The organism is Rubrobacter taiwanensis (assembly GCF_004337705.1).
Lineage (GTDB): Bacteria > Actinomycetota > Rubrobacteria > Rubrobacterales > Rubrobacteraceae > Rubrobacter_C > Rubrobacter_C taiwanensis.
This window is the reverse complement of record NZ_SKBU01000012.1, coordinates 1-16,687: the sequence shown is the minus strand read 5'-3', so window position 1 is coordinate 16,687 and position 16,687 is coordinate 1. Positions and strand designations below refer to the sequence as shown.

Genomic DNA, 16,687 nt, shown 5'->3' with positions numbered 1-16,687 from the left:
CTACCCCTCCAGCAGCTCCTTCAGCGCCTGCAGCGTATCTGCGAACCGTACCGGCCGGCCGGCCTCCGCCCGCCCCAGCGCCGCCATAACCCGCACCGTCGCCGGGGCGAGGGCGGGGTTCGCGTAGAAGACCTCCTCCGGCGTGCCAAGCGCCCGCACCCGGCCGCGCTCCAGCACGCAGACCCGGTCCGCGACCTCGGCCACCTCGTCCAGATCGTGGGAGATCAGCACGACCGAGCGCCCCCTCTCCCGGAAGCGGCGCACGAGCCCCAGCAGCTCCGCCCGGGCGAACGGGTCCAGCCCGGCCGTCGGCTCGTCCAGCACCAGCACCTCCGGGTCCATCGCCAGCACGCCCGCAATCGCGGCCCGCCGCCGTTCGCCGCCCGAGAGCGAGAAGGGACTGCGGTCGGCGAGGTGAGAGATCTCCAGCTCCGCAAGCGCCTGCCGGACCCGCTCCCCGACCGCGTCTTCGCCCAGCCCGAGCCGCCGGGGCGCGAAGGCCACATCCCGGCGCACGCTGCTCTCGAAGAGCTGCGCCTCCGGGAACTGGAAGACGAGCCCCACCCGCCGGCGCAGCTCGCCCAGCTTCATACCCCGCGCGTCCTCGCCGTCCACCAGCAACCGCCCGCGTGTCGGTTTGAGCAGCAGGTTCAGGTGCTGCGCCAGCGTGCTCTTGCCGGAGCCGGTGCCGCCGACGACGGCCAGAACCTCACCCGGCTCCACGGCGAGCGAGACGCCCCGCAGCGCCGGCACTTCGAAACGGGTGCCCGGCGCGTAGACGTGGTGCACATCCTCCAGCTCTAACCTCACCACACCCTCTGCCCCGCTATGGCCCTGGCCAGCTCCTCCGGCGTGCGGCAGAATCCGAGCCCCAGGGCGGCAGCGAGCCGCAGCACCGGCGGCAGCACGAGCCGGTTCTCCCGCAGCAGCTCCGGCTCCCGCACCAGCTCCTCCGGTGCCAGCTCCGCCACCAGACGCCCCCCGTTCAGGATGAGCACGCGGTCGGCGTCCAGGATCTCGTCCAGGTGGTGCGTGATATGCACCACGGTCCTCTCCCCGCGCAGGGCCGAGATCCGCTCCAGCACCTCCCGCCTCCCGGCGGCGTCCAGCATCGAGGTCGGCTCGTCCAGCACCAGCACCTCCGGCTCGACGGCCAGAATCCCGGCCAGCGCCACCCGCTGCTTCTCCCCGCCGGAGAGGGTGTGCGGCTCCCGCCGCTCGAACCCGGAGAGACCCACCGCCTCCAGCGCCGCCCGCACCCGGCCGCGCATCTCCTCCCGGCTCACCCCCAGGTTCTCCAGCCCGAAGGCCACGTCGTCCTCCACGAAGGGTGCGAGGAGCTGGTTGTCTGGGTTCTGAAAGAGCACGCCCAGCCGCCGGCGCACCTCCCACGGCTCCTCGGCCGGATCGTACCCGGCCACCAGCACCCTCCCGGAGTCGGCCCGAAGCAGCCCGTTCAGCAGACGCGCCAGCGTGGACTTGCCGCTCCCGTTCGGACCGAGCACGCCCACGTATTCGCCGGCCGAGACCCGCAGATCCAGACGATCTATGGCCGGCCGGGAGGAGCCCGGATAGGAGTAGGTCACGCCCTCGCAGCAGACGAGAAGGAGCCCGCCGGAGCGAGCTCCCTCCCCCCTCGCCGGGCGTCCTCCCTCCGGAGCCACCGGCCTACTCTTCGACGCTGTAGATCGTGTCGTAGTTGACGAACTCGATATACACCTGACCGGCGCCGTCTCCGGGCCGCGGACCGAGCTTCAGGATGCGGGTGTACCCGGAATCGCGGTCGGCCATCTCCGGCGCGATCTCCTCGAACAGCTTGCGCAGGATGCGCTTGTCCCTGAGCACCTTCACCGCCTGCCGCCGGGCGTGCAGGTCGTTCCGCTTGGCGAGGTTGACCAGCCGGTCCACCACGCCCCGCAGCTCCTTGGCCTTGGGCTCGGTGGTCTTGATGCGCCCGTGATCGATGAGCTGTCCGGCCATCGTCCCCAGCATCAGGTGCCGGTGCTGCCTCTCGCGGCCGAGCTTGCGACCCCTCTTAGCGTGCCTCATAGCCCACTCTCCAGCTGGTATCCGTACTCCGCGAGCTTGCTGCGGATCTCGTCCACGCTCTTCTGGCCGAGGTTGCGGATGTTGATCAGCTCCTCCTCGGTCATCGTCGCCAGCTGTCCGATGGTGTCCACGCCCTCGCGCTTGAGGCAGTTGTAGGAGCGTACGGTAAGCTCCAGGTCCTCTATCGGGCGCTCGTCCGCGATGGCGGGCCGCCCGCCTCGGCGCGGCTCGGCCCCGAGGGAGCCTTCGTAGCCGTCGGTGAAGAGCTGCAGCATCTCCATGAGCCGGCCGGCGGCCTCCTGAACCGCCTCCCGGGGCGTTATGCGGCCGTCAGTGAACACCTCTATGGTGAGCGAGTCCAGGTCCGCCCGGGCACCCGCGCGCGTCTCGGAGACCGTATAGCTCACCCGCTGCACCGGCGAGAACATCGAGTCCACGGCGATGACTCCGATCGGGTCGGCGTCGCTCTTGTTCTGCTCGGCCCGCACGTAGCCCTGACCCCGCTCGACCGTAAGCCGCATCTCCAGGCTCCCGCCCTCCGAGACGGTAGCCAGATAGTGGTCGGGGTCCACAACCTCCACGTCGGCCTTCAGCTGGATGTCGGAGGCCCGGACCTCGCCCGGGGTGTCCTTGATCAACTCCAGCTCCATCGGCTCGTCGCGCTCCAGCCTGAACTTCAGGCCCTTGACGTTGAGGATCAGGTCCACGACATCCTCCCGCACGCCGGGGATGGTCGAGAACTCGTGCGAGACACCCTCGATGCGAACCTTGGTCACAGCCGCTCCGGTCAGACCGGAGAGCATCACCCGCCGCAGCGAGTTCCCCAGAGTGTGGCCGAATCCCCGCGGCAGCGGCTCGGCCACAAAGAGCCCCCGGCGCTCCTCTTCCTCTTCCGCCCGGAAACGGGGCGGCGCAACATCTAACATCGTCAAACTACCACCTGCAACGAACTCTTCTTTTGGACTACTACCGGCTGTAGAACTCGATGATCAGCTGCTCCTCGACCGGGACCTCCATCTCCTCCCGGCTCGGGGCATGCAGCACACGGCCCGTGAAGTTGTCGTGGTCGGCCTCCAGCCACGGAGGAACGGCCACCACGTTCTCGACGGCCTCCTGTATGGGCTGGAGGTTCCGGCTCTTCTCCCGCACCGTTATCACGTCGCCCGGTTTGAGCACCGCCGACGGAATGTTGTGCTTGCGGCCGTTGAGCTGGAAGTGGCCGTGTACCACGAGCTGGCGGGCCTGCGGCCGGCTGCTGGCGAACCCCAGCCGGAAGACCACGTTATCCATCCTCAGCTCCATCAGCCGGAGCAGGTTCTCCCCCGTAACCCCCGGCATCCGGGTCGCCTTCTCGTAAGCCCTGCGGAACTGCTTCTCAGAGACCCCATAAAACCACCGGGCCTTCTGCTTCTCCAGCAGCCGCATGCCGTACTCCGTCTGCCGGTGGCGTCCCCGGCCGTGCTCGCCCGGCGGGTAGGGCTTGCGCTCCAGCGCGTTCTTGCGCTTGTTGGAGAGCATCACCCCCGCCCGGCGGTCCCTCCGGACTTTGGGTCCCGTGTAGCGTGCCAATTCTCCTACAACCTCCCGATGCTCGTTCTAACCCCGGCGCCGCTTGGGCGGCCGGCAACCGTTGTGCGGCTGACCCGTCACGTCCTTGACCGAGAGTACCTCGATGCCCATGGCCTGGAAGGTGCGGGCGGCCATGTCCCGGCCCGATCCGTGCCCGCGAACCCGGATGTCCACGCGCTTGACACCGTGCTCCATGGCCTTGTTCGCCGCGCTCTCGGCCGTCATCTGCGCCGCGAAGGGCGTGCTCTTCCGGCTGCCCTTGAAGCCCAGCGAACCGGCCGACTCCCAGGCTATGACGTTGCCCTCCTGATCGGTCACCGAGATGATGGTGTTGTTGAACGAGCTCTTGATGTGCACCACGCCGACCGCTATGTTCTTGCGGGCCTTGCGCCGCGTGCGGCCGCCGCGGGTCCTGCTGCGCTGCCTGCCCATCTACTTCTTCTTCCTCCCGCCTATGGATGGCTTCGGTCCCTTCCGCTGCCGGGCGTTGGTCCGGGTCCGCTGGCCGCGGACCGGCAGAGACCGGCGGTGCCGGATGCCCCGGTAGCAGCCGATCTCGATCAGACGCCGGATGTTCTGGTTGACCTCACGCCTGAGATCTCCCTCGACCCGCAGATTCTCGTCTATGTAGCTGCGGATCTTGGCCGTCTCGCCCTCGGTGAGATCCCGGACCTTCGTGTCCGGATCTACGCCCGTCTCCTCCAGGATCTTCCTCGCCGTCGAGCGTCCGACGCCGTAGATGTAAGTGAGCCCTATCTCCACCCGCTTCTCGCGCGGAAGGTCCACGCCCGCGATGCGCGCCATGAGACCCTACCCCTGCCTCTGCTTGTGCCGCGGATTCACGCATATGACGCGCACCACGCCGCGGCGCCGGATCACCTTGCAGCGCTCGCAGATGGGTTTCACACTCGCTCTTACCTTCACCGTTCCTCCCGAGAGTCGCCTGAGACTACCTGTAGCGGTAGGTTATCCGGCCCCGGTCCAGATCATAGGGGCTCAGCTCGACCTTGACCTTGTCCCCCGGCAGGATGCGGATGTAGTTCATGCGCATCTTGCCGGAGATGTGCGCCAGCACGATGTGCCCGTTGTCCAGCTCCACGCGAAACTGTGTGTTCGGCAGAGCCTCGATGACGGTGCCTTCAACCTCTATGACGTCTTCTTTAGCCAAGGACCTCCCTACCTGTCTTAATCTTTTTCTGAAGCCAATCGCCTATTCTAGCACGCATTCCGCTTTTATCTACTCGGTGAGCACCAGAGGCCCGTCCTCGGTGACGGCCACGGTATGCTCGAAATGAGCTGCGAGCGAGCCGTCTGCGGTGTAGATGGACCATCCGTCCTGCTCGTCGAGCAGGATCTTCCAGGTGCCCAGGGTTATCATGGGTTCCAGCGCGAAGGTCATACCCGGCTGCAGCCGCGGCCCGGTGTTCGGTTCGCCGTAGTTGGGGATCTGGGGCTCCTCGTGCATCCGGCGCCCCACGCCGTGGGAGACGAGGTCCCGCACCACCCCGTAGCCGCGCGGCTCGGCGACCGACTGGATGGCGTGGCCCAGGTCTCCGAGCCGGTTGCCGGGGATCATCTGCCGGATCACGGCCTCCAGGCACTCCCGCGTCACCTCCAGGAGTCCCCGCACCTCCTCCGGCACCTCGCCGACGGCGACCGTCGTGGCGCTGTCGGTGACGAACCCCTTGTAACGCACCCCGACGTCGATGGATATTATGTCGCCCTCTTTGAGCCTGTAGGGGCCGGGGATGCCGTGGACGATCATGTGGTTCGGCGAGGCGCAGATCGAGGCCGGGAACCCCTGATACCCTTTGAACTCCGGGCGGCCGCCGCGGGAGACGATGTACTCCTCGGCCAGCCGGTCCAGCTCGGCGGTGGTGACACCCGGCCGCACGCTCTCGCGCAGCATCCCGAGGCAGCCTGCCGTTATGCGGCCGCCTTCCCGCATCGCCTCCAGCTCCTTGCGGCTCTTGCGGACGATCACCCCTTCTCTCCCAGCGCCTGCAGGATGCTCTCCGTGACCTCCGGGATGCTCCGGGTGGCGTCCACGCTCACGAGCAGCCCCCGCTCTGCGTAGTACCCCTTTAGCGGCTCGGTCTCCCGGTGGTAGATCTCCAGCCGCCGCCGGATGGCCTCCTCGGTGTCGTCCTCGCGCTGGACGAACGGTCCCGGGTCATCGGGCGGGGGCGGGTCGTACTCGAGGTGGTAGATACGGCCCGTCGCCCGGCTCTGCCGGCGGCCCGAGAGGCGCCGGACGAGGTGCTCGTCCGGCGCCTCCAGCGCCACCGCCCGGTCCAGCTCCACCCCCATCTCCTCCAGTGCCTCGTCCAGCGCGCGGGCCTGAGCCTCGTTGCGGGGGAACCCGTCCAGGATCCAGCTCCCGGCGTCGCGCAGGTGAGGCCGGGCCATCTCGACGATGATCTCGTCCGGCACCAGCTCGCCCCGGTCGTGGTACTCTTTCACCTTCCGGCCCAGCTCGCTGCCGGACTTGATCTCCGCCCGTACGATGTCGCCGGTAGAGATGTGGCGGGCGCCGGTAATCTCCGCCAGCCGCTGGCCCTGAGTCCCCTTTCCGGCTCCCTGGGGCCCGAGTATCAGTATCCTCATATCCTCTGCTTCCTCAAGAACCCTTCGTAGTTGCGCATCATCAGCTGGCTCTCCAGCTGGCGCACGAAGTCCAGCGCCACGCCGACCACGATCAGCATGGAGGTGCCGCCCAGAAATATCTGCACGTTCATGAAGCCCGTGATGACGTACGGGACCACGGCCACCGCTGCCAAGAACAACGCCCCGAAGAGCGTTATCCGGGTCAGCACGTTGTTCATGTAGATGGCCGTCGGCTGGCCCGGCCGGATGCCGGGGATGTAGCCGCCGGTCTTCTTCAGGTTATCGGCGTGCTCGATCGGGTTGAACTGGACCGCCGTGTAGAAGTAGGTAAAGAGGACGATTAAGATCGCGAACAGCACCAGGTACGGCAGCTCGCCCGGAGCAAAGAACTGCGCGAACCTGACCAGGAACGAGTCGGGATCTCCCCCGGCGAACTGCAGGATGGCGGTCGGGAAGATCAAGAGCGAGGATGCGAAGATGATCGGGATGACCCCGGCCATGTTCACCTTCATCGGCAGGTAGGTCGTGCCGCCCTGGGTCATCCGGCGGCCCACCTGCCGCTTGGCGTAAGAGATGGGGATCCGCCGCTGCCCCTCGTTTACGAACACGATGGCCGTGATGATCAGGAGCGCCAGAAGGCCTATGATCACGATCGTCAGGACATTGCCCCCCTCAAACAGCGTCCGGATGCCGTTGGGCGCCTGCGAGATGATGGCCGCCGTGATGATCAGCGAGATGCCGTTCCCGATACCGTACTGCGAGATGAGCTCGCCCATCCACATGATAAGCATCGTGCCGGTGGTGAGCGTCAGAACGATCAGGTAGAGGTCCAGCGGCGTGGAGTTCGCAAGCACTCCGCCACCCAGGGCCCCCGAGCGGAAGAGCATCACCACCGAGACCGACTGGATGAAGCTCAGCCCCAGCGTAAAGTACCGGGTATACTGCGTGATCTTCTTCTGCCCCGTCTCGCCCTCGCGCGCGAGCTGCTGCAGGCGCGGGATCGCCACCGTCAGAAGCTGCATGGTGATCGCTGCCGTGATGTACGGCATTATCCCCAGAGCGAAGATCGAGAGGTTGTTGAAGGCCCCGCCGGTGAAGATCCCGACCAGACCGGTTATGGCGTTCTCGCCCGTGTCCACCCCGCCGGCGGCGAGGAACTCCCGGTTCACCCCCGGCAGGGGTATGTACGCCCCCAGCCGGTAGAGGGCCAGCATCCCTACGGTGAAGAACAGCTTCCGGCGCAGCTCGGGAACGCGCCAGGCATTCGCCAGGGCATCTATCATCTCTACCGCTCCAGAACCTCGGCCGTGCCCCCGGCGGCCTCGATCTTCTCCCGCGCCGTCCTGGAGAAGGCGTGCGCCCGCACCTTGAGCGCCCGGCTCACCTCCCCGTCACCGAGAATCTTGACCGGGGTCTCCCGTTTGCGGATGATCCCGGCCTCCCGCAGATCCTCAACGCCGATCTCGTCCTTGCCGATCTCCTCCAGCCGGCTCAGGTTCACCGGCTGGTAGACCGTCGGGTGGGTCGGCTTGTGCCTCCCGCGAGCCACTCCCTTCAAGCGGGGCAGCCTGCGCTGCAGCGGGAGCTGGCCGCCCTCGTAGGTGGGATCCACCTGACCGCCCGAGCGGCTCTTGTAACCCTTCGTCCCCCGGCCGGCCGTCTTGCCGTATCCGGAGCCCGAGCCCCGGCCCACGCGCTTGCGCTCCCTGCGGGAGCCCGGAGCCGGCGAGAGCTCGTTCAGCCGCACGCTACTTCACCTCCTCTACGCTCACCAGATGGGAGACCTTCCGGATCATCCCCCGGATCTGGGGCGTGTCCTCATGCACGCGCGAGTCCCGGATGCGCTTGAGCCCCAGAGCCCGCACGGTCCGCTTGTGCTTCTCCTTGGAGCCTATCACGCTTTTCGTTTGCGTCACCCTGATCTGGCTCATAGCGTGATCTTCACCCCCCGGGCCCGCTCGATGGCCGCCTTGGAGCGGAGCTGCCGCAGCCCCCGCTCCGTCGCCCGTACCAGATTGACCGGCGTGTTCGACCCGAGGGACTTGGTGAGCACGTCCTTGATGCCGGCCAGCTCCAGCACGGCGCGGACGCCGCCGCCCGCAATGACCCCCGTACCCTCGGAGGCCGGCTTCAGCACCACCGACGAGCTCTCGAACTCGCCCAGCACCTCGTGCGGGATGGTCGTGCCCCGCAGCGGCACGTCGAACATGTTCGCCTTGGCCTTCTCCTGCCCCTTAGCTATCGCGGCGGGGACGGTATTGGCCTTGCCGAGCGCCACACCGACGCGGCCGTTGCCGTCACCGACGACGACCAGCGCCGAGAAGTTGAACCGGCGCCCGCCCTTCACGACCTTGGCCACGCGCCGGATCTCCACGACCCGGTCCTGCAGCTCGGAGCCGCCATCACGCTGTCCGCGCTCGCGCGGCCGGGGGCCGCGGGCGTCCCGCTCCCGCGTAGTGCCGCCCCCGCCCCGGCCGCCGCCGCGGGCGTCCATACCCCCACCGCGGCTGCTGCCGGAGGGGCCGTGCCCCCTGCTCTGACCTGTTCTGGGTCCGTCCAAGATCTCCTCCCTCGCGAGAACCTTCTCTAGAACTTCAGCCCGCCGGAACGCGCACCCTCGGCCAGGGCCCTGACCCGGCCGTGATACTTATACCCGCCCCGGTCGAAGACGGCCCGCTCTATCCCGACCTCGGCCGCCTTCTTCGCCAGCAGCTCCCCGGCCTTGTAGGCGGCATCGGTCGGGCTCTCGGCGCCGGCCACCCGCCGGGTGTCCACCGCGGCCAGCGTGTGGCCGGCGATGTCGTCTATGAGCTGCGCGTAGGTGTACCTGTTGGAGCGGAACACCGAGATCCGGGGCCGCTCCGGCGTGCCGAAGATCCGCCGCCGGACGCGCGCCCGGCGCCTGGCCCGGTGCGCCCGCTTCTTCTCAACCGCCGTTGGCATCTGGAAAACCTCCCGCTACCCTGCCTTGCCGACCTTGCGCCGCACCTGCTCGCCCTCGTAGCGGATGCCCTTGCCCTTGTAGGGCTCGGGGGGACGGATGGCACGGATCTCGGCCGCCACCTGCCCGACGCGCTGCTTGTCTATGCCCCTGACGACGACGGTCGTGGGGTTCGGCAGCTCGAACTCCACGCCCTCCTGCGGCTCGACCACCACCGGGTGCGAGTAGCCGACCTGAAACTCGATGTTGCCGCCGCGCATCTGAGCCCGGTATCCGACGCCCTGTATCTGGAGGGTCTTTGAGAACCCGTCCGTGACGCCCCTAACCGCGTTGTAGAGCAGCGAACGGGTCAGGCCGTGCATCGCCCGGTGCTTCGGGGAGTCCGAAGCCCGCTCGCAGATCAGAGCGCCGTCCTCCTGCCGGACCGTGACGCCCTCGCCGACAGGCACCTCCAGCTCTCCCTTCGGCCCCGTCACCTTTATGCGCCGCCCGGAGATATCCACCGAGACCCCGCTCGGCAGCTCTACCGGAGCCTTCCCTATCCTTGACATCTCCCTCTCCTTACCAGACGTAGCAGAGGACCTCGCCACCTATACCGGCGCGCCGGGCCTCATGGTCGGTCATCACGCCTCTGGAGGTCGAGAGGATGGCGATCCCGAGCCCGTCCAGCACCCGCGGGATGTCCGCCTGTTTGCGGTACACCCGCCGGCCCGGGCGGCTCAGCCGCCTGAGCCCGGAGATGACCCGCTCGCCATCCGGCCCGTACTTCAGATGGATTATCAGGTCGCGGCGAGCGCCGTTGCCCCGCTCCTCGTAGTCGGCGATGTAACCCTCCCGCTTGAGGATGCGCGCCAGCTCCCGCTTCATGTTCGAGGCCGGCACCCTCACCGTCTCGTGGCGGGCCATGCCCGCATTCCGGATGCGGGTCAGCATATCCGCTATGGGATCGTTCACAGAAGACATCTTCTCTTACACCTACCAGCTAGCCTTCGTCACGCCGGGAATCTTGCCCTCGTGAGCCAGCTCCCTCAGGCAGATCCGGCACAGACCAAACTTGCGGAAGTACCCGTGAGCCCGGCCGCACCGCTGGCACCGGTTGTACTCCCGCGTGGAGTACTTCTGCCTCTTCCTCTGCTTGACTATCAGCGCTTTTCTCGGCAAAGCTTCCTCCTCCTAGCGCCGGAACGGCATGCCCAGCAGCGCGAGCAGCTCCCGCGCCTCCTCGTCGCTCTCGGCCGTGGTCACGACCGACACGTCCATGCCGCGGATGCTGTCCACCTCGTCGTAGCTGATCTCCGGGAAGATCAGCTGCTCGCGCAGCCCCAGGGCGTAGTTGCCCCGGCCGTCGAAGGAGGCCGGGTTCAAACCCCGGAAGTCGCGCACCCGCGGCAGCGCGATCGAGATCAGACGGTCCAGAAACTCCCACATGCGCTCGCCCCGCAGCGTGACGCGGGCGCCTACCGGCATCCCCTCCCGGATCTTGAACCCGGCAACGCTCTTGCGCGCCCGCCGGAGCTGGGGCTTCTGGCCCGTGATCTTCGCCAGATCGTTCATCGCTCCCTCGAGCGCCCGGCCGTTCTGCGCCGCCTCGCCGACGCCCATGTTGACAACGATCTTCTCCAGCTTCGGTATCTGATGCACGTTCTCGTAGCCGAACCGCTCCCTCAGTGCCGGAGCCACCTCCGACCGGTAGAGCTCTCTCAACCTGGCGGCCATGCTAGATCTCCCTCCCGGAGCTCTTGCTGATCCGGATCTTCTCCCCGGCCTCCGTGAACCGGTACGTGACCTTCGTCGGCTCCCCGGTGTGCGGGTCCACGAGCCTCACGTTCGAGATGTGTATCGGAGCCTCGAAGGTGTAGAGCCCGTCCGGATTCTTCTGGCTCGGCTGCGCGTGCCGGGTGCGGACGTTCACGCCCTTGACCACCACCCGGTTCTCCTTCGGCAGCACGCGCTCGACCTCGCCGCGCTTGCCCTTCTCCCTGCCGGTGATCACCACCACGGTATCGCCGCGCTTGATCTTGAATCCCATATCCTTACAACACCTCCGGAGCCAGCGAGATTATCCGCGTGTACCCCTTGTCGCGCAGCTCCCGCGCCACGGGCCCGAAGATGCGCGTCCCCCGCGGCAGCCCCTCCTGATTTATGAGCACGCCCGCGTTCTCCGAAAACCGGATGTACGAGCCGTCGGGTCGCCGGGTCTCCTTCTTGGTGCGCACGACCACGGCCCGCACGACACTGCCCTTCTGGACCGAACCCCCGGGCGTCGCCTCCTTGACCGAGGCCACGATCACATCGCCCACGCCCGCACTGCGGCGGTTGCTGCCGCCGAGAACGCGGATGCATAAGAGCTCCCGAGCGCCGGAGTTGTCCGCCACCTTGAGTCTCGTCTCGTTCTGGATCATCTCACTCAGCCCTCGTTACTATCCTGGCGAGCCGCCACCGCTTGCGCGCCGACAGCGGCCGGGTCTCCACGATGCGCACCGTGTCGCCAACCCGCGCCTCGTTGCGCTCGTCGTGCGCCAGGAACTTGCTGGAGCGCCGGATGCGCTTCTTGTACTTGGGATGGCGCACGAGCCGCTCGACCTTGACGGTGATCGTCTTGTCCATCGCGTCGGAGACCACGACCCCCACGCGCTCCTTGCGGCTGCCGCGGCCGGTGTGGGGGCTCTGCACCTGCCCCTCGTCCCGGTCCAGACGCGGAGACGCGGCCTCCGCACCCTCCTCCACGGGTACGCCCTGATTCTCCTGATTCTCCGTCACTATGCTAACTCTCCCGCTTCTTCTGGTTCAGTGCCGTGAGGAGCCGGGCGATGTTCTTCCGAACCTCCCTCAACTGCCCCGTGTTCTCCAGCTGGCCCGTCGCGTGCTGGAACCGGAGGTTGAAGAGCTCCCGCCGCGTGTCGGCGATGCGCCGCTCCAGCTCCTCCACGTCCAGCTCTCGTATCTCGGACGCCTTCACGACTGGCTACCTCCCCGGACCAAAAACCGCGTCTTGATGGGCAGCTTCTGAGCAGCGAGCTCCATCGCCTCCCGGGCGAGATCCTCGTTCACGCCGCTCATCTCGAACATGACCCGTCCCGGCTTGACCACCGCAACGTAGTACTCCGGGCTGCCCTTGCCGCTGCCCATCCGGGTCTCGGCCGGCTTCTTGGTCACCGGCTTGTGCGGGAAGATGTTGATCCAGACCTTCCCGCCGCGCCGGATCTTGCGCGTCATGGCGATTCGGGCGGCCTCTATCTGACGGTTGGTGATCCAGGCGGGCTCCAGCGCCTGCAGCCCGTAATCCCCGAACATGACCTCGGTGCCGCCCTTGGCCCTGCCCTTCATGCGGCCCCGCTGGGGCTTGCGGTACTTGAGCTTCTTGGGCACCAGCACTAGCGCCTCACCTCCTCATCCTCACCCGCCGTACCGTGGTTGATCCAGACCTTTACCCCGATCTGGCCCATCTGCGTGTTAGCTTCCTTGAACCCGTACTGGATGTTCGCGTCCAGCGTGTGCAGCGGCACCCGGCCCTCGGAGATGGTCTCCGCCCGGCTCATCTCGATGCCCCCCAGCCGGCCGGAACACCGGATGCGTACACCCTCGGCCCCGCTGCGCATGGCGCTCGTGAGCGCCCGCTTCATCGTCCGGCGGAACGCCGCCCGCCCCTCAAGCTGCTCCGCAATGGACTCGGCCACCAGATTGGCGTCCAGCTCGGGCCGGGAGACCTCCCGCACGTTGATCTGCACCTTCTTGCCGGTGAGCTTCTCCAGATCCCTGCGCAGCGCATCTACCTCGCTGCCGCCCTTCCCGATGACGATGCCCGGCCGGGCAGTGTGGATGTCTACCGCTATCTCACCCTGCTCGGCGGCCTTGCGGATGTTTATGCTGGCTATGCCGGCCCGGCGGAGCTTCCTCTCGATGTGATCCCGGATCTTCATGTCCTCGCCGAGCTGCTCGGCGAAGTCCCGGCTGGCATACCAGCTGCTCTTCCAGTCGAGCTTCTCGCCCCTGCGGCGAACGCCGAGCCGGAAGCCCTCCGGATGTATCTTCTGACCCATCTATCTCTCCTCCTCGCTTCCGGGCGTGTCTACAGCGCCGCCGACCGGCACGCCTTCCCGGGCGCCGAGCTCGATGGTGATGTGGCTGGTGCGCTTCCGGATCATGGTCGCGCGCCCCATGGCCCGGGGGCGGTAGCGCTTGATGGTCGGGCCTTCGTCCACCCGGGCGGCCTTGACGTACAGATCGTCGGGGTCCATCCCGTCGTTGTTCTCCGCGTTGGCCGCGGCGCTCTTGAGCACGTCCCCGACCAGGGCTGCCGCCCGCTTGTTGATGAACTGCAGGGTGTAGCGGGCCTCCGGGTAGCTCTTGCCCCGGATCTCGTCCACCACCAGCCGGGCCTTGCGGGGAGAGATGCGCACGTATCTGGCCGTCGCCTTCACCGCTACCGCCTCCTCGCCGTCTTGTCCGCCTTCACGTGCGTGCGGAAGGTTCGGGTGGGCGCGAACTCCCCGAGCCGGTGGCCGACCATGCTCTCGGTTATGTAGACGGGAACGTGCTTGCGTCCGTCGTGGACGGCGATGGTGTGGCCGACCATCTCGGGGTAGATCACGGAGGCCCGGCTCCAGGTCTTCAGGATGCGCTTCTCGTTGCGCTCGTTCAGCTGCAGGATGCGCTGCATAAGCTTCTCCTCGACGTACGGCGCCTTCTTCGAAGACCGGGTCACCTTAGCGCCTCCTTCCCTTCCTGCGCCGCTGGACGATCATGGCGTCCGAGCGCTTCTTCTTGCGGGTGGGCTGCCCCTGCGTGATCTTGCCCCACGGCGTGACCGGCGGCCGGCCCGGCGTGCTCTTGCCCTCGCCGCCGCCGTGCGGGTGATCGACCGGGTTCATCACCGTACCGCGCACCGTGGGCCTCACGCCGAGATGCCGCTTGCGCCCGGCCTTGCCCCACCGCACGTTCTGGTGCGACTGATTGCCCACGACACCCACGGTGGCCCGGCACTCGCCGCGCACCCGGCGCCGCTCGCCGCTCGGCAGCCGCAGCGTGACCAGAGCGCCCTCACGGGCGAGGATGCGCGCGCTGGTCCCGGCGCTGCGGGCGAGCTGCGCCCCCCGGCCCGGTTCCAGCTCCACGGCGTGCACCACCGTGCCGACCGGGATCCGGTTGAGCGGCAGCGCGTTGCCCACGCTCACCTCGACGTCCGGCCCGCTCTCGACGATGGAGCCCACCGTCAGGTTGCGCGGAGCCAGGATGTAGCGCTTCTCACCGTCGTGGTAGTGCAACAGCGCGATGTTCGCCGAGCGGTTCGGGTCGTACTCTATGCCCGCGACCGTGGCCGGCACCCCGTCCTTGTCGCGCTTGAAGTCTATTATCCTGTAGCGGCGCTTGTGCCCGCCGCCGATGTGCCGGGTTGTGATCCTGCCGTGGTGGTTGCGCCCACCGGTCTTGTGGAGCTTGGCCAGCAGGCTCTTCTCCGGCTTGTTCTTCGTCACCGAGTCGCGCGTTAGCACGGAGGAGTTCCTCCGCCCCGGGCTCGTCGGCTTGTAGCGTATCGCCGGCATCCTCAGACTCCTTCTAGACTCCCTCGAAGAACTCTATCCTGTCGCCCTCGGCGAGCTGCACCAGAGCCTTCTTCCAGCTGGAGGTCCGACCCCGGGTGAAGCCCTGCCGCTTGGGCTTGCTCTTCACGTTCACCGTGTTGACCTTGACCACCTTCACGTCGAAAGCCTGCTCCACGGCACGCTTGATCTGATTCTTGTTGGCCCTGGGATCTACCTGGAAGGTGTACTGGCCTTCGGACTCGATCAGATTATAGCTCTTCTCGGAGATGACCGGCCTTATGATCACCTGATGCGGATCCATCGCCCTCAGCTCACCCCCTCGTTCCGCCGCACGAGCGCCTGATAGGCCGCGCGCGAGAAGACCACTTCCCGGTGCGTCAGCAGCTCGTAGACCCCGTAGCCGTTCGGCCCTACGATCGTGACCTCCGGCAGATTCCGGAACGACAGCGCGGCGTTCTGATCCTCGTCGGTGACGACCAGCAGTACCGGCCCCCGCACCTCCAGCTGCTCCAGAATCCTCTTCGCCGCCTTGGTGGAGGGCTCCTCGAACCGCAGCGAATCGAGGACGAAGATCTCGCCGTCCCGGGCCTTGGCCGAGAGCGCCCCGTAGAACGCCGCCCGGGCCTCCTTCTTGTTGATCTTCTTGCCGTAGCGGGCGTGCTTGGGGCGCGGCCCGCCCCAAGTCCCTCCGCCGACCCGGATCGGCGACTTTATGTCGCCCGCCCGGGCCCGTCCGGTCCCCTTCTGGCGGTAGAGCTTCGCCCCCGACCCGGCGACCTGGCTGCGGCCCTTCGTCGAGGCGGTCCAGCGCCGCCGCCGGTCGAGCTCGACCACCACGGCCCGGTGTATCACGTGCTCCTTCGGCTCGGTCTCGAACAGCCGCCCTTCGAGCTCCAGCGTGGACTTCTGACCGTTGCGCGCGTCGAGCACCTGTGCCTGCGCCATGCTACTCACCCGCCTTCCGGATGGTCACCAGGCCGTTGCGGGCCCCGGGTACGCCGCCCTCGACCAGGATCTCGCCCTTCTCCGGGTCCACCGCGACCACGCGCAGATTCCGGACCGTAACGGTCTCGCTGCCCATGTGGCCGGGCATCTTCCGCCCCGGGAAGACCCGTGAAGGATCGGCCGACTGGCCGATGGAGCCCGGCTGGCGAACGTTGTGCGAACCGTGGGTGACGGGACCGCGGCCGAAGCCATGGCGCTTGACCGTACCCTGAAACCCCCGGCCCTTGGAGGTCCCCGTGACGTGCACCCGGTCTCCGGGCGCGAACGCCTCGACGGTCAGCGTCTCGCCCACCTCGCCCGAGACGCCCCGCAGCTCGCGCAGATGCCGCCGCGGCGGCACGCCCAGCCGGGCGAAGATGCCGGCCTGGGGCCTGTTCACCTTCCTTGAGTCCACCTGCCCGAAGCCGACCTGCACGGCCTCGTAGCCGTCGGCCTCCTCGGTGCGGACCGCCGTGATGACGTTCGGCTCCACCTCGAGGACCGTGACACCCACGACCGTCCCGTCCTCCTCGAAGACCTGGGTCATGTGCTTCTTGCGTCCTACCAGTGCTACCGCCATAACTCTAAGTCGCCTTTATCTCGATGCTCACTCCGGCCGGCAAGTCCAGCCGCTGCAGCGAGTCCACCGTCTTCGGCGTCGGCTGCTGGATGTCTATCAGCCGCTTGTGCGTCTTGAGCTGGAAGTGCTCCCGCGAGTCCTTGTCCTTGAAGGGGGAGCGGATCACGGTGTACACGCTGCGCTTCGTCGGCAGAGGAACGGGGCCGAAGACGAAGGCCCCGGTCCTCTCCGCGGTCTCGACTATGGACTTAGCCGTCTTGTCTATGACCTCGTGGTCATAGGCTTTGAGCTTGATCCTTATCTTTGAGACGGCCATCCCGGCTCTCCTACTCTATGATCTGGGTGACCACACCGGCACCAACCGTCCGGCCACCCTCCCTTATGGCGAAGTTCAACCCCTCGTCCATAGCTATC

Annotated in this window: 34 protein-coding genes; all 34 read right to left on the bottom strand. The window is 67.3% G+C overall.

The annotated features are described in order from the left end of the window. A complete protein-coding gene (locus E0L93_RS05870; RefSeq protein WP_132689802.1) occupies nucleotides 1-810 on the bottom strand; it encodes an energy-coupling factor ABC transporter ATP-binding protein in 810 nt (269 codons plus the stop codon). Continuing rightward, nucleotides 807-1,664, bottom strand: coding sequence for an ATP-binding cassette domain-containing protein (locus E0L93_RS05865; protein WP_243638126.1), 858 nt, complete (start codon nucleotides 1,662-1,664; stop codon nucleotides 807-809). Before E0L93_RS05865 ends, E0L93_RS05870 begins: the two co-directional genes overlap by 4 nt. A 4-nt stretch (nucleotides 1,665-1,668) precedes the next feature. After that, entirely contained in the window at nucleotides 1,669-2,049 is a 381-nt protein-coding gene (gene rplQ / locus E0L93_RS05860; protein WP_132689799.1) for a 50S ribosomal protein L17, read from the bottom strand. Then, nucleotides 2,046-2,975 carry a DNA-directed RNA polymerase subunit alpha gene (locus E0L93_RS05855; protein WP_132689796.1) on the bottom strand — a complete coding sequence of 310 codons (930 nt, stop codon included), beginning with the start codon at nucleotides 2,973-2,975 and terminating at the stop codon, nucleotides 2,046-2,048. Before E0L93_RS05855 ends, rplQ begins: the two co-directional genes overlap by 4 nt. Nucleotides 2,976-3,015: 40 nt before the next feature. Further along, complete coding sequence (gene rpsD, locus E0L93_RS05850) at nucleotides 3,016-3,618, bottom strand: 30S ribosomal protein S4 (protein ID WP_132689793.1); 603 nt, start codon at nucleotides 3,616-3,618, stop codon at nucleotides 3,016-3,018. 27 nt (nucleotides 3,619-3,645) lie between these two features. Beyond that, the gene (rpsK, locus tag E0L93_RS05845) at nucleotides 3,646-4,050 is read right to left on the bottom strand and encodes a 30S ribosomal protein S11 (RefSeq protein WP_132689790.1); all 405 of its coding nucleotides are present in this window, start codon (nucleotides 4,048-4,050) and stop codon (nucleotides 3,646-3,648) included. Then, complete coding sequence (gene rpsM, locus E0L93_RS05840; RefSeq protein ID WP_132689787.1) at nucleotides 4,051-4,422, bottom strand: 30S ribosomal protein S13; 372 nt, start codon at nucleotides 4,420-4,422, stop codon at nucleotides 4,051-4,053. 6 nt (nucleotides 4,423-4,428) lie between these two features. Further along, nucleotides 4,429-4,542 (bottom strand): 50S ribosomal protein L36, encoded by a 114-nt coding sequence (gene rpmJ / locus E0L93_RS05835; RefSeq protein ID WP_132689785.1) that lies wholly within the window; start codon nucleotides 4,540-4,542, stop codon nucleotides 4,429-4,431. A 25-nt stretch (nucleotides 4,543-4,567) separates the two neighbouring features. Beyond that, nucleotides 4,568-4,786, bottom strand: a complete 219-nt coding sequence (gene infA, locus E0L93_RS05830) for a translation initiation factor IF-1 (RefSeq protein WP_132689782.1) — start codon at nucleotides 4,784-4,786, stop codon at nucleotides 4,568-4,570. A gap of 69 nt (nucleotides 4,787-4,855) precedes the next feature. Next, entirely contained in the window at nucleotides 4,856-5,602 is a 747-nt protein-coding gene (gene map / locus E0L93_RS05825) for a type I methionyl aminopeptidase (protein WP_132689779.1), read from the bottom strand. Next, a complete protein-coding gene (locus tag E0L93_RS05820) occupies nucleotides 5,599-6,225 on the bottom strand; it encodes an adenylate kinase (protein ID WP_132689776.1) in 627 nt (208 codons plus the stop codon). The genes map and E0L93_RS05820 overlap by 4 nt, the downstream gene beginning before the upstream one ends. Continuing rightward, nucleotides 6,222-7,508, bottom strand: a complete 1,287-nt coding sequence (secY, locus tag E0L93_RS05815) for a preprotein translocase subunit SecY (protein WP_132689773.1) — start codon at nucleotides 7,506-7,508, stop codon at nucleotides 6,222-6,224. Before secY ends, E0L93_RS05820 begins: the two co-directional genes overlap by 4 nt. 2 nt (nucleotides 7,509-7,510) lie before the next feature. After that, nucleotides 7,511-7,972 (bottom strand): 50S ribosomal protein L15, encoded by a 462-nt coding sequence (gene rplO, locus E0L93_RS05810; RefSeq protein WP_132689770.1) that lies wholly within the window; start codon nucleotides 7,970-7,972, stop codon nucleotides 7,511-7,513. A 1-nt stretch (nucleotide 7,973) separates the two neighbouring features. Further along, nucleotides 7,974-8,156 carry a 50S ribosomal protein L30 gene (rpmD, locus tag E0L93_RS05805; protein WP_132689767.1) on the bottom strand — a complete coding sequence of 61 codons (183 nt, stop codon included), beginning with the start codon at nucleotides 8,154-8,156 and terminating at the stop codon, nucleotides 7,974-7,976. After that, complete coding sequence (gene rpsE / locus E0L93_RS05800) at nucleotides 8,153-8,719, bottom strand: 30S ribosomal protein S5 (protein WP_132690083.1); 567 nt, start codon at nucleotides 8,717-8,719, stop codon at nucleotides 8,153-8,155. Before rpsE ends, rpmD begins: the two co-directional genes overlap by 4 nt. Before the next feature lie 92 nt (nucleotides 8,720-8,811). Further along, on the bottom strand, nucleotides 8,812-9,168 hold the full coding sequence (rplR, locus tag E0L93_RS05795; protein WP_132689764.1) for a 50S ribosomal protein L18: 357 nt from the start codon (nucleotides 9,166-9,168) through the stop codon (nucleotides 8,812-8,814). Between the two features lie 15 nt (nucleotides 9,169-9,183). Then, the gene (gene rplF / locus E0L93_RS05790) at nucleotides 9,184-9,717 is read right to left on the bottom strand and encodes a 50S ribosomal protein L6 (protein ID WP_132689761.1); all 534 of its coding nucleotides are present in this window, start codon (nucleotides 9,715-9,717) and stop codon (nucleotides 9,184-9,186) included. Between the two features lie 10 nt (nucleotides 9,718-9,727). Next, nucleotides 9,728-10,129: a 30S ribosomal protein S8 gene (gene rpsH / locus E0L93_RS05785; protein ID WP_132689758.1), complete on the bottom strand. Its 402-nt coding sequence runs from the start codon at nucleotides 10,127-10,129 to the stop codon at nucleotides 9,728-9,730. 12 nt (nucleotides 10,130-10,141) lie between these two features. Beyond that, nucleotides 10,142-10,327, bottom strand: a complete 186-nt coding sequence (locus E0L93_RS05780; RefSeq protein ID WP_132689755.1) for a type Z 30S ribosomal protein S14 — start codon at nucleotides 10,325-10,327, stop codon at nucleotides 10,142-10,144. A gap of 12 nt (nucleotides 10,328-10,339) precedes the next feature. Further along, nucleotides 10,340-10,882, bottom strand: a complete 543-nt coding sequence (gene rplE, locus E0L93_RS05775) for a 50S ribosomal protein L5 (RefSeq protein WP_132689752.1) — start codon at nucleotides 10,880-10,882, stop codon at nucleotides 10,340-10,342. 1 nt (nucleotide 10,883) lies between these two features. Continuing rightward, nucleotides 10,884-11,195 carry a 50S ribosomal protein L24 gene (gene rplX, locus E0L93_RS05770; RefSeq protein WP_132689749.1) on the bottom strand — a complete coding sequence of 104 codons (312 nt, stop codon included), beginning with the start codon at nucleotides 11,193-11,195 and terminating at the stop codon, nucleotides 10,884-10,886. Nucleotides 11,196-11,199: 4 nt separating this feature from the next. Beyond that, nucleotides 11,200-11,568, bottom strand: coding sequence for a 50S ribosomal protein L14 (gene rplN / locus E0L93_RS05765; RefSeq protein ID WP_132689746.1), 369 nt, complete (start codon nucleotides 11,566-11,568; stop codon nucleotides 11,200-11,202). A gap of 1 nt (nucleotide 11,569) precedes the next feature. After that, a complete protein-coding gene (rpsQ, locus tag E0L93_RS16055) occupies nucleotides 11,570-11,839 on the bottom strand; it encodes a 30S ribosomal protein S17 (protein WP_279387453.1) in 270 nt (89 codons plus the stop codon). A gap of 91 nt (nucleotides 11,840-11,930) precedes the next feature. Next, nucleotides 11,931-12,125, bottom strand: coding sequence for a 50S ribosomal protein L29 (gene rpmC / locus E0L93_RS05755; RefSeq protein WP_132689744.1), 195 nt, complete (start codon nucleotides 12,123-12,125; stop codon nucleotides 11,931-11,933). Then, nucleotides 12,122-12,541, bottom strand: coding sequence for a 50S ribosomal protein L16 (gene rplP, locus E0L93_RS05750; RefSeq protein WP_132689741.1), 420 nt, complete (start codon nucleotides 12,539-12,541; stop codon nucleotides 12,122-12,124). The genes rpmC and rplP overlap by 4 nt, the downstream gene beginning before the upstream one ends. Continuing rightward, a complete protein-coding gene (rpsC, locus tag E0L93_RS05745) occupies nucleotides 12,541-13,206 on the bottom strand; it encodes a 30S ribosomal protein S3 (protein ID WP_132689738.1) in 666 nt (221 codons plus the stop codon). Before rpsC ends, rplP begins: the two co-directional genes overlap by 1 nt. After that, a complete protein-coding gene (gene rplV, locus E0L93_RS05740; RefSeq protein WP_132689735.1) occupies nucleotides 13,207-13,587 on the bottom strand; it encodes a 50S ribosomal protein L22 in 381 nt (126 codons plus the stop codon). Nucleotides 13,588-13,589: 2 nt separating this feature from the next. Then, nucleotides 13,590-13,871, bottom strand: a complete 282-nt coding sequence (gene rpsS / locus E0L93_RS05735) for a 30S ribosomal protein S19 (RefSeq protein WP_132689732.1) — start codon at nucleotides 13,869-13,871, stop codon at nucleotides 13,590-13,592. 1 nt (nucleotide 13,872) lies between these two features. Continuing rightward, complete coding sequence (rplB, locus tag E0L93_RS05730) at nucleotides 13,873-14,709, bottom strand: 50S ribosomal protein L2 (protein WP_132689729.1); 837 nt, start codon at nucleotides 14,707-14,709, stop codon at nucleotides 13,873-13,875. Between the two features lie 13 nt (nucleotides 14,710-14,722). Further along, nucleotides 14,723-15,010 carry a 50S ribosomal protein L23 gene (gene rplW, locus E0L93_RS05725; RefSeq protein ID WP_132689726.1) on the bottom strand — a complete coding sequence of 96 codons (288 nt, stop codon included), beginning with the start codon at nucleotides 15,008-15,010 and terminating at the stop codon, nucleotides 14,723-14,725. Between the two features lie 5 nt (nucleotides 15,011-15,015). Beyond that, nucleotides 15,016-15,654, bottom strand: coding sequence for a 50S ribosomal protein L4 (gene rplD / locus E0L93_RS05720; protein ID WP_132689723.1), 639 nt, complete (start codon nucleotides 15,652-15,654; stop codon nucleotides 15,016-15,018). A 1-nt stretch (nucleotide 15,655) separates the two neighbouring features. Beyond that, nucleotides 15,656-16,273: a 50S ribosomal protein L3 gene (rplC, locus tag E0L93_RS05715; RefSeq protein ID WP_132689720.1), complete on the bottom strand. Its 618-nt coding sequence runs from the start codon at nucleotides 16,271-16,273 to the stop codon at nucleotides 15,656-15,658. Between the two features lie 4 nt (nucleotides 16,274-16,277). Continuing rightward, entirely contained in the window at nucleotides 16,278-16,589 is a 312-nt protein-coding gene (gene rpsJ / locus E0L93_RS05710; RefSeq protein ID WP_132689717.1) for a 30S ribosomal protein S10, read from the bottom strand. A gap of 10 nt (nucleotides 16,590-16,599) precedes the next feature. Further along, a partial coding sequence (locus tag E0L93_RS05705; protein ID WP_207890341.1) for an EF-Tu C-terminal domain-related protein occupies nucleotides 16,600-16,687 on the bottom strand: 88 nt, incomplete at its 5' end.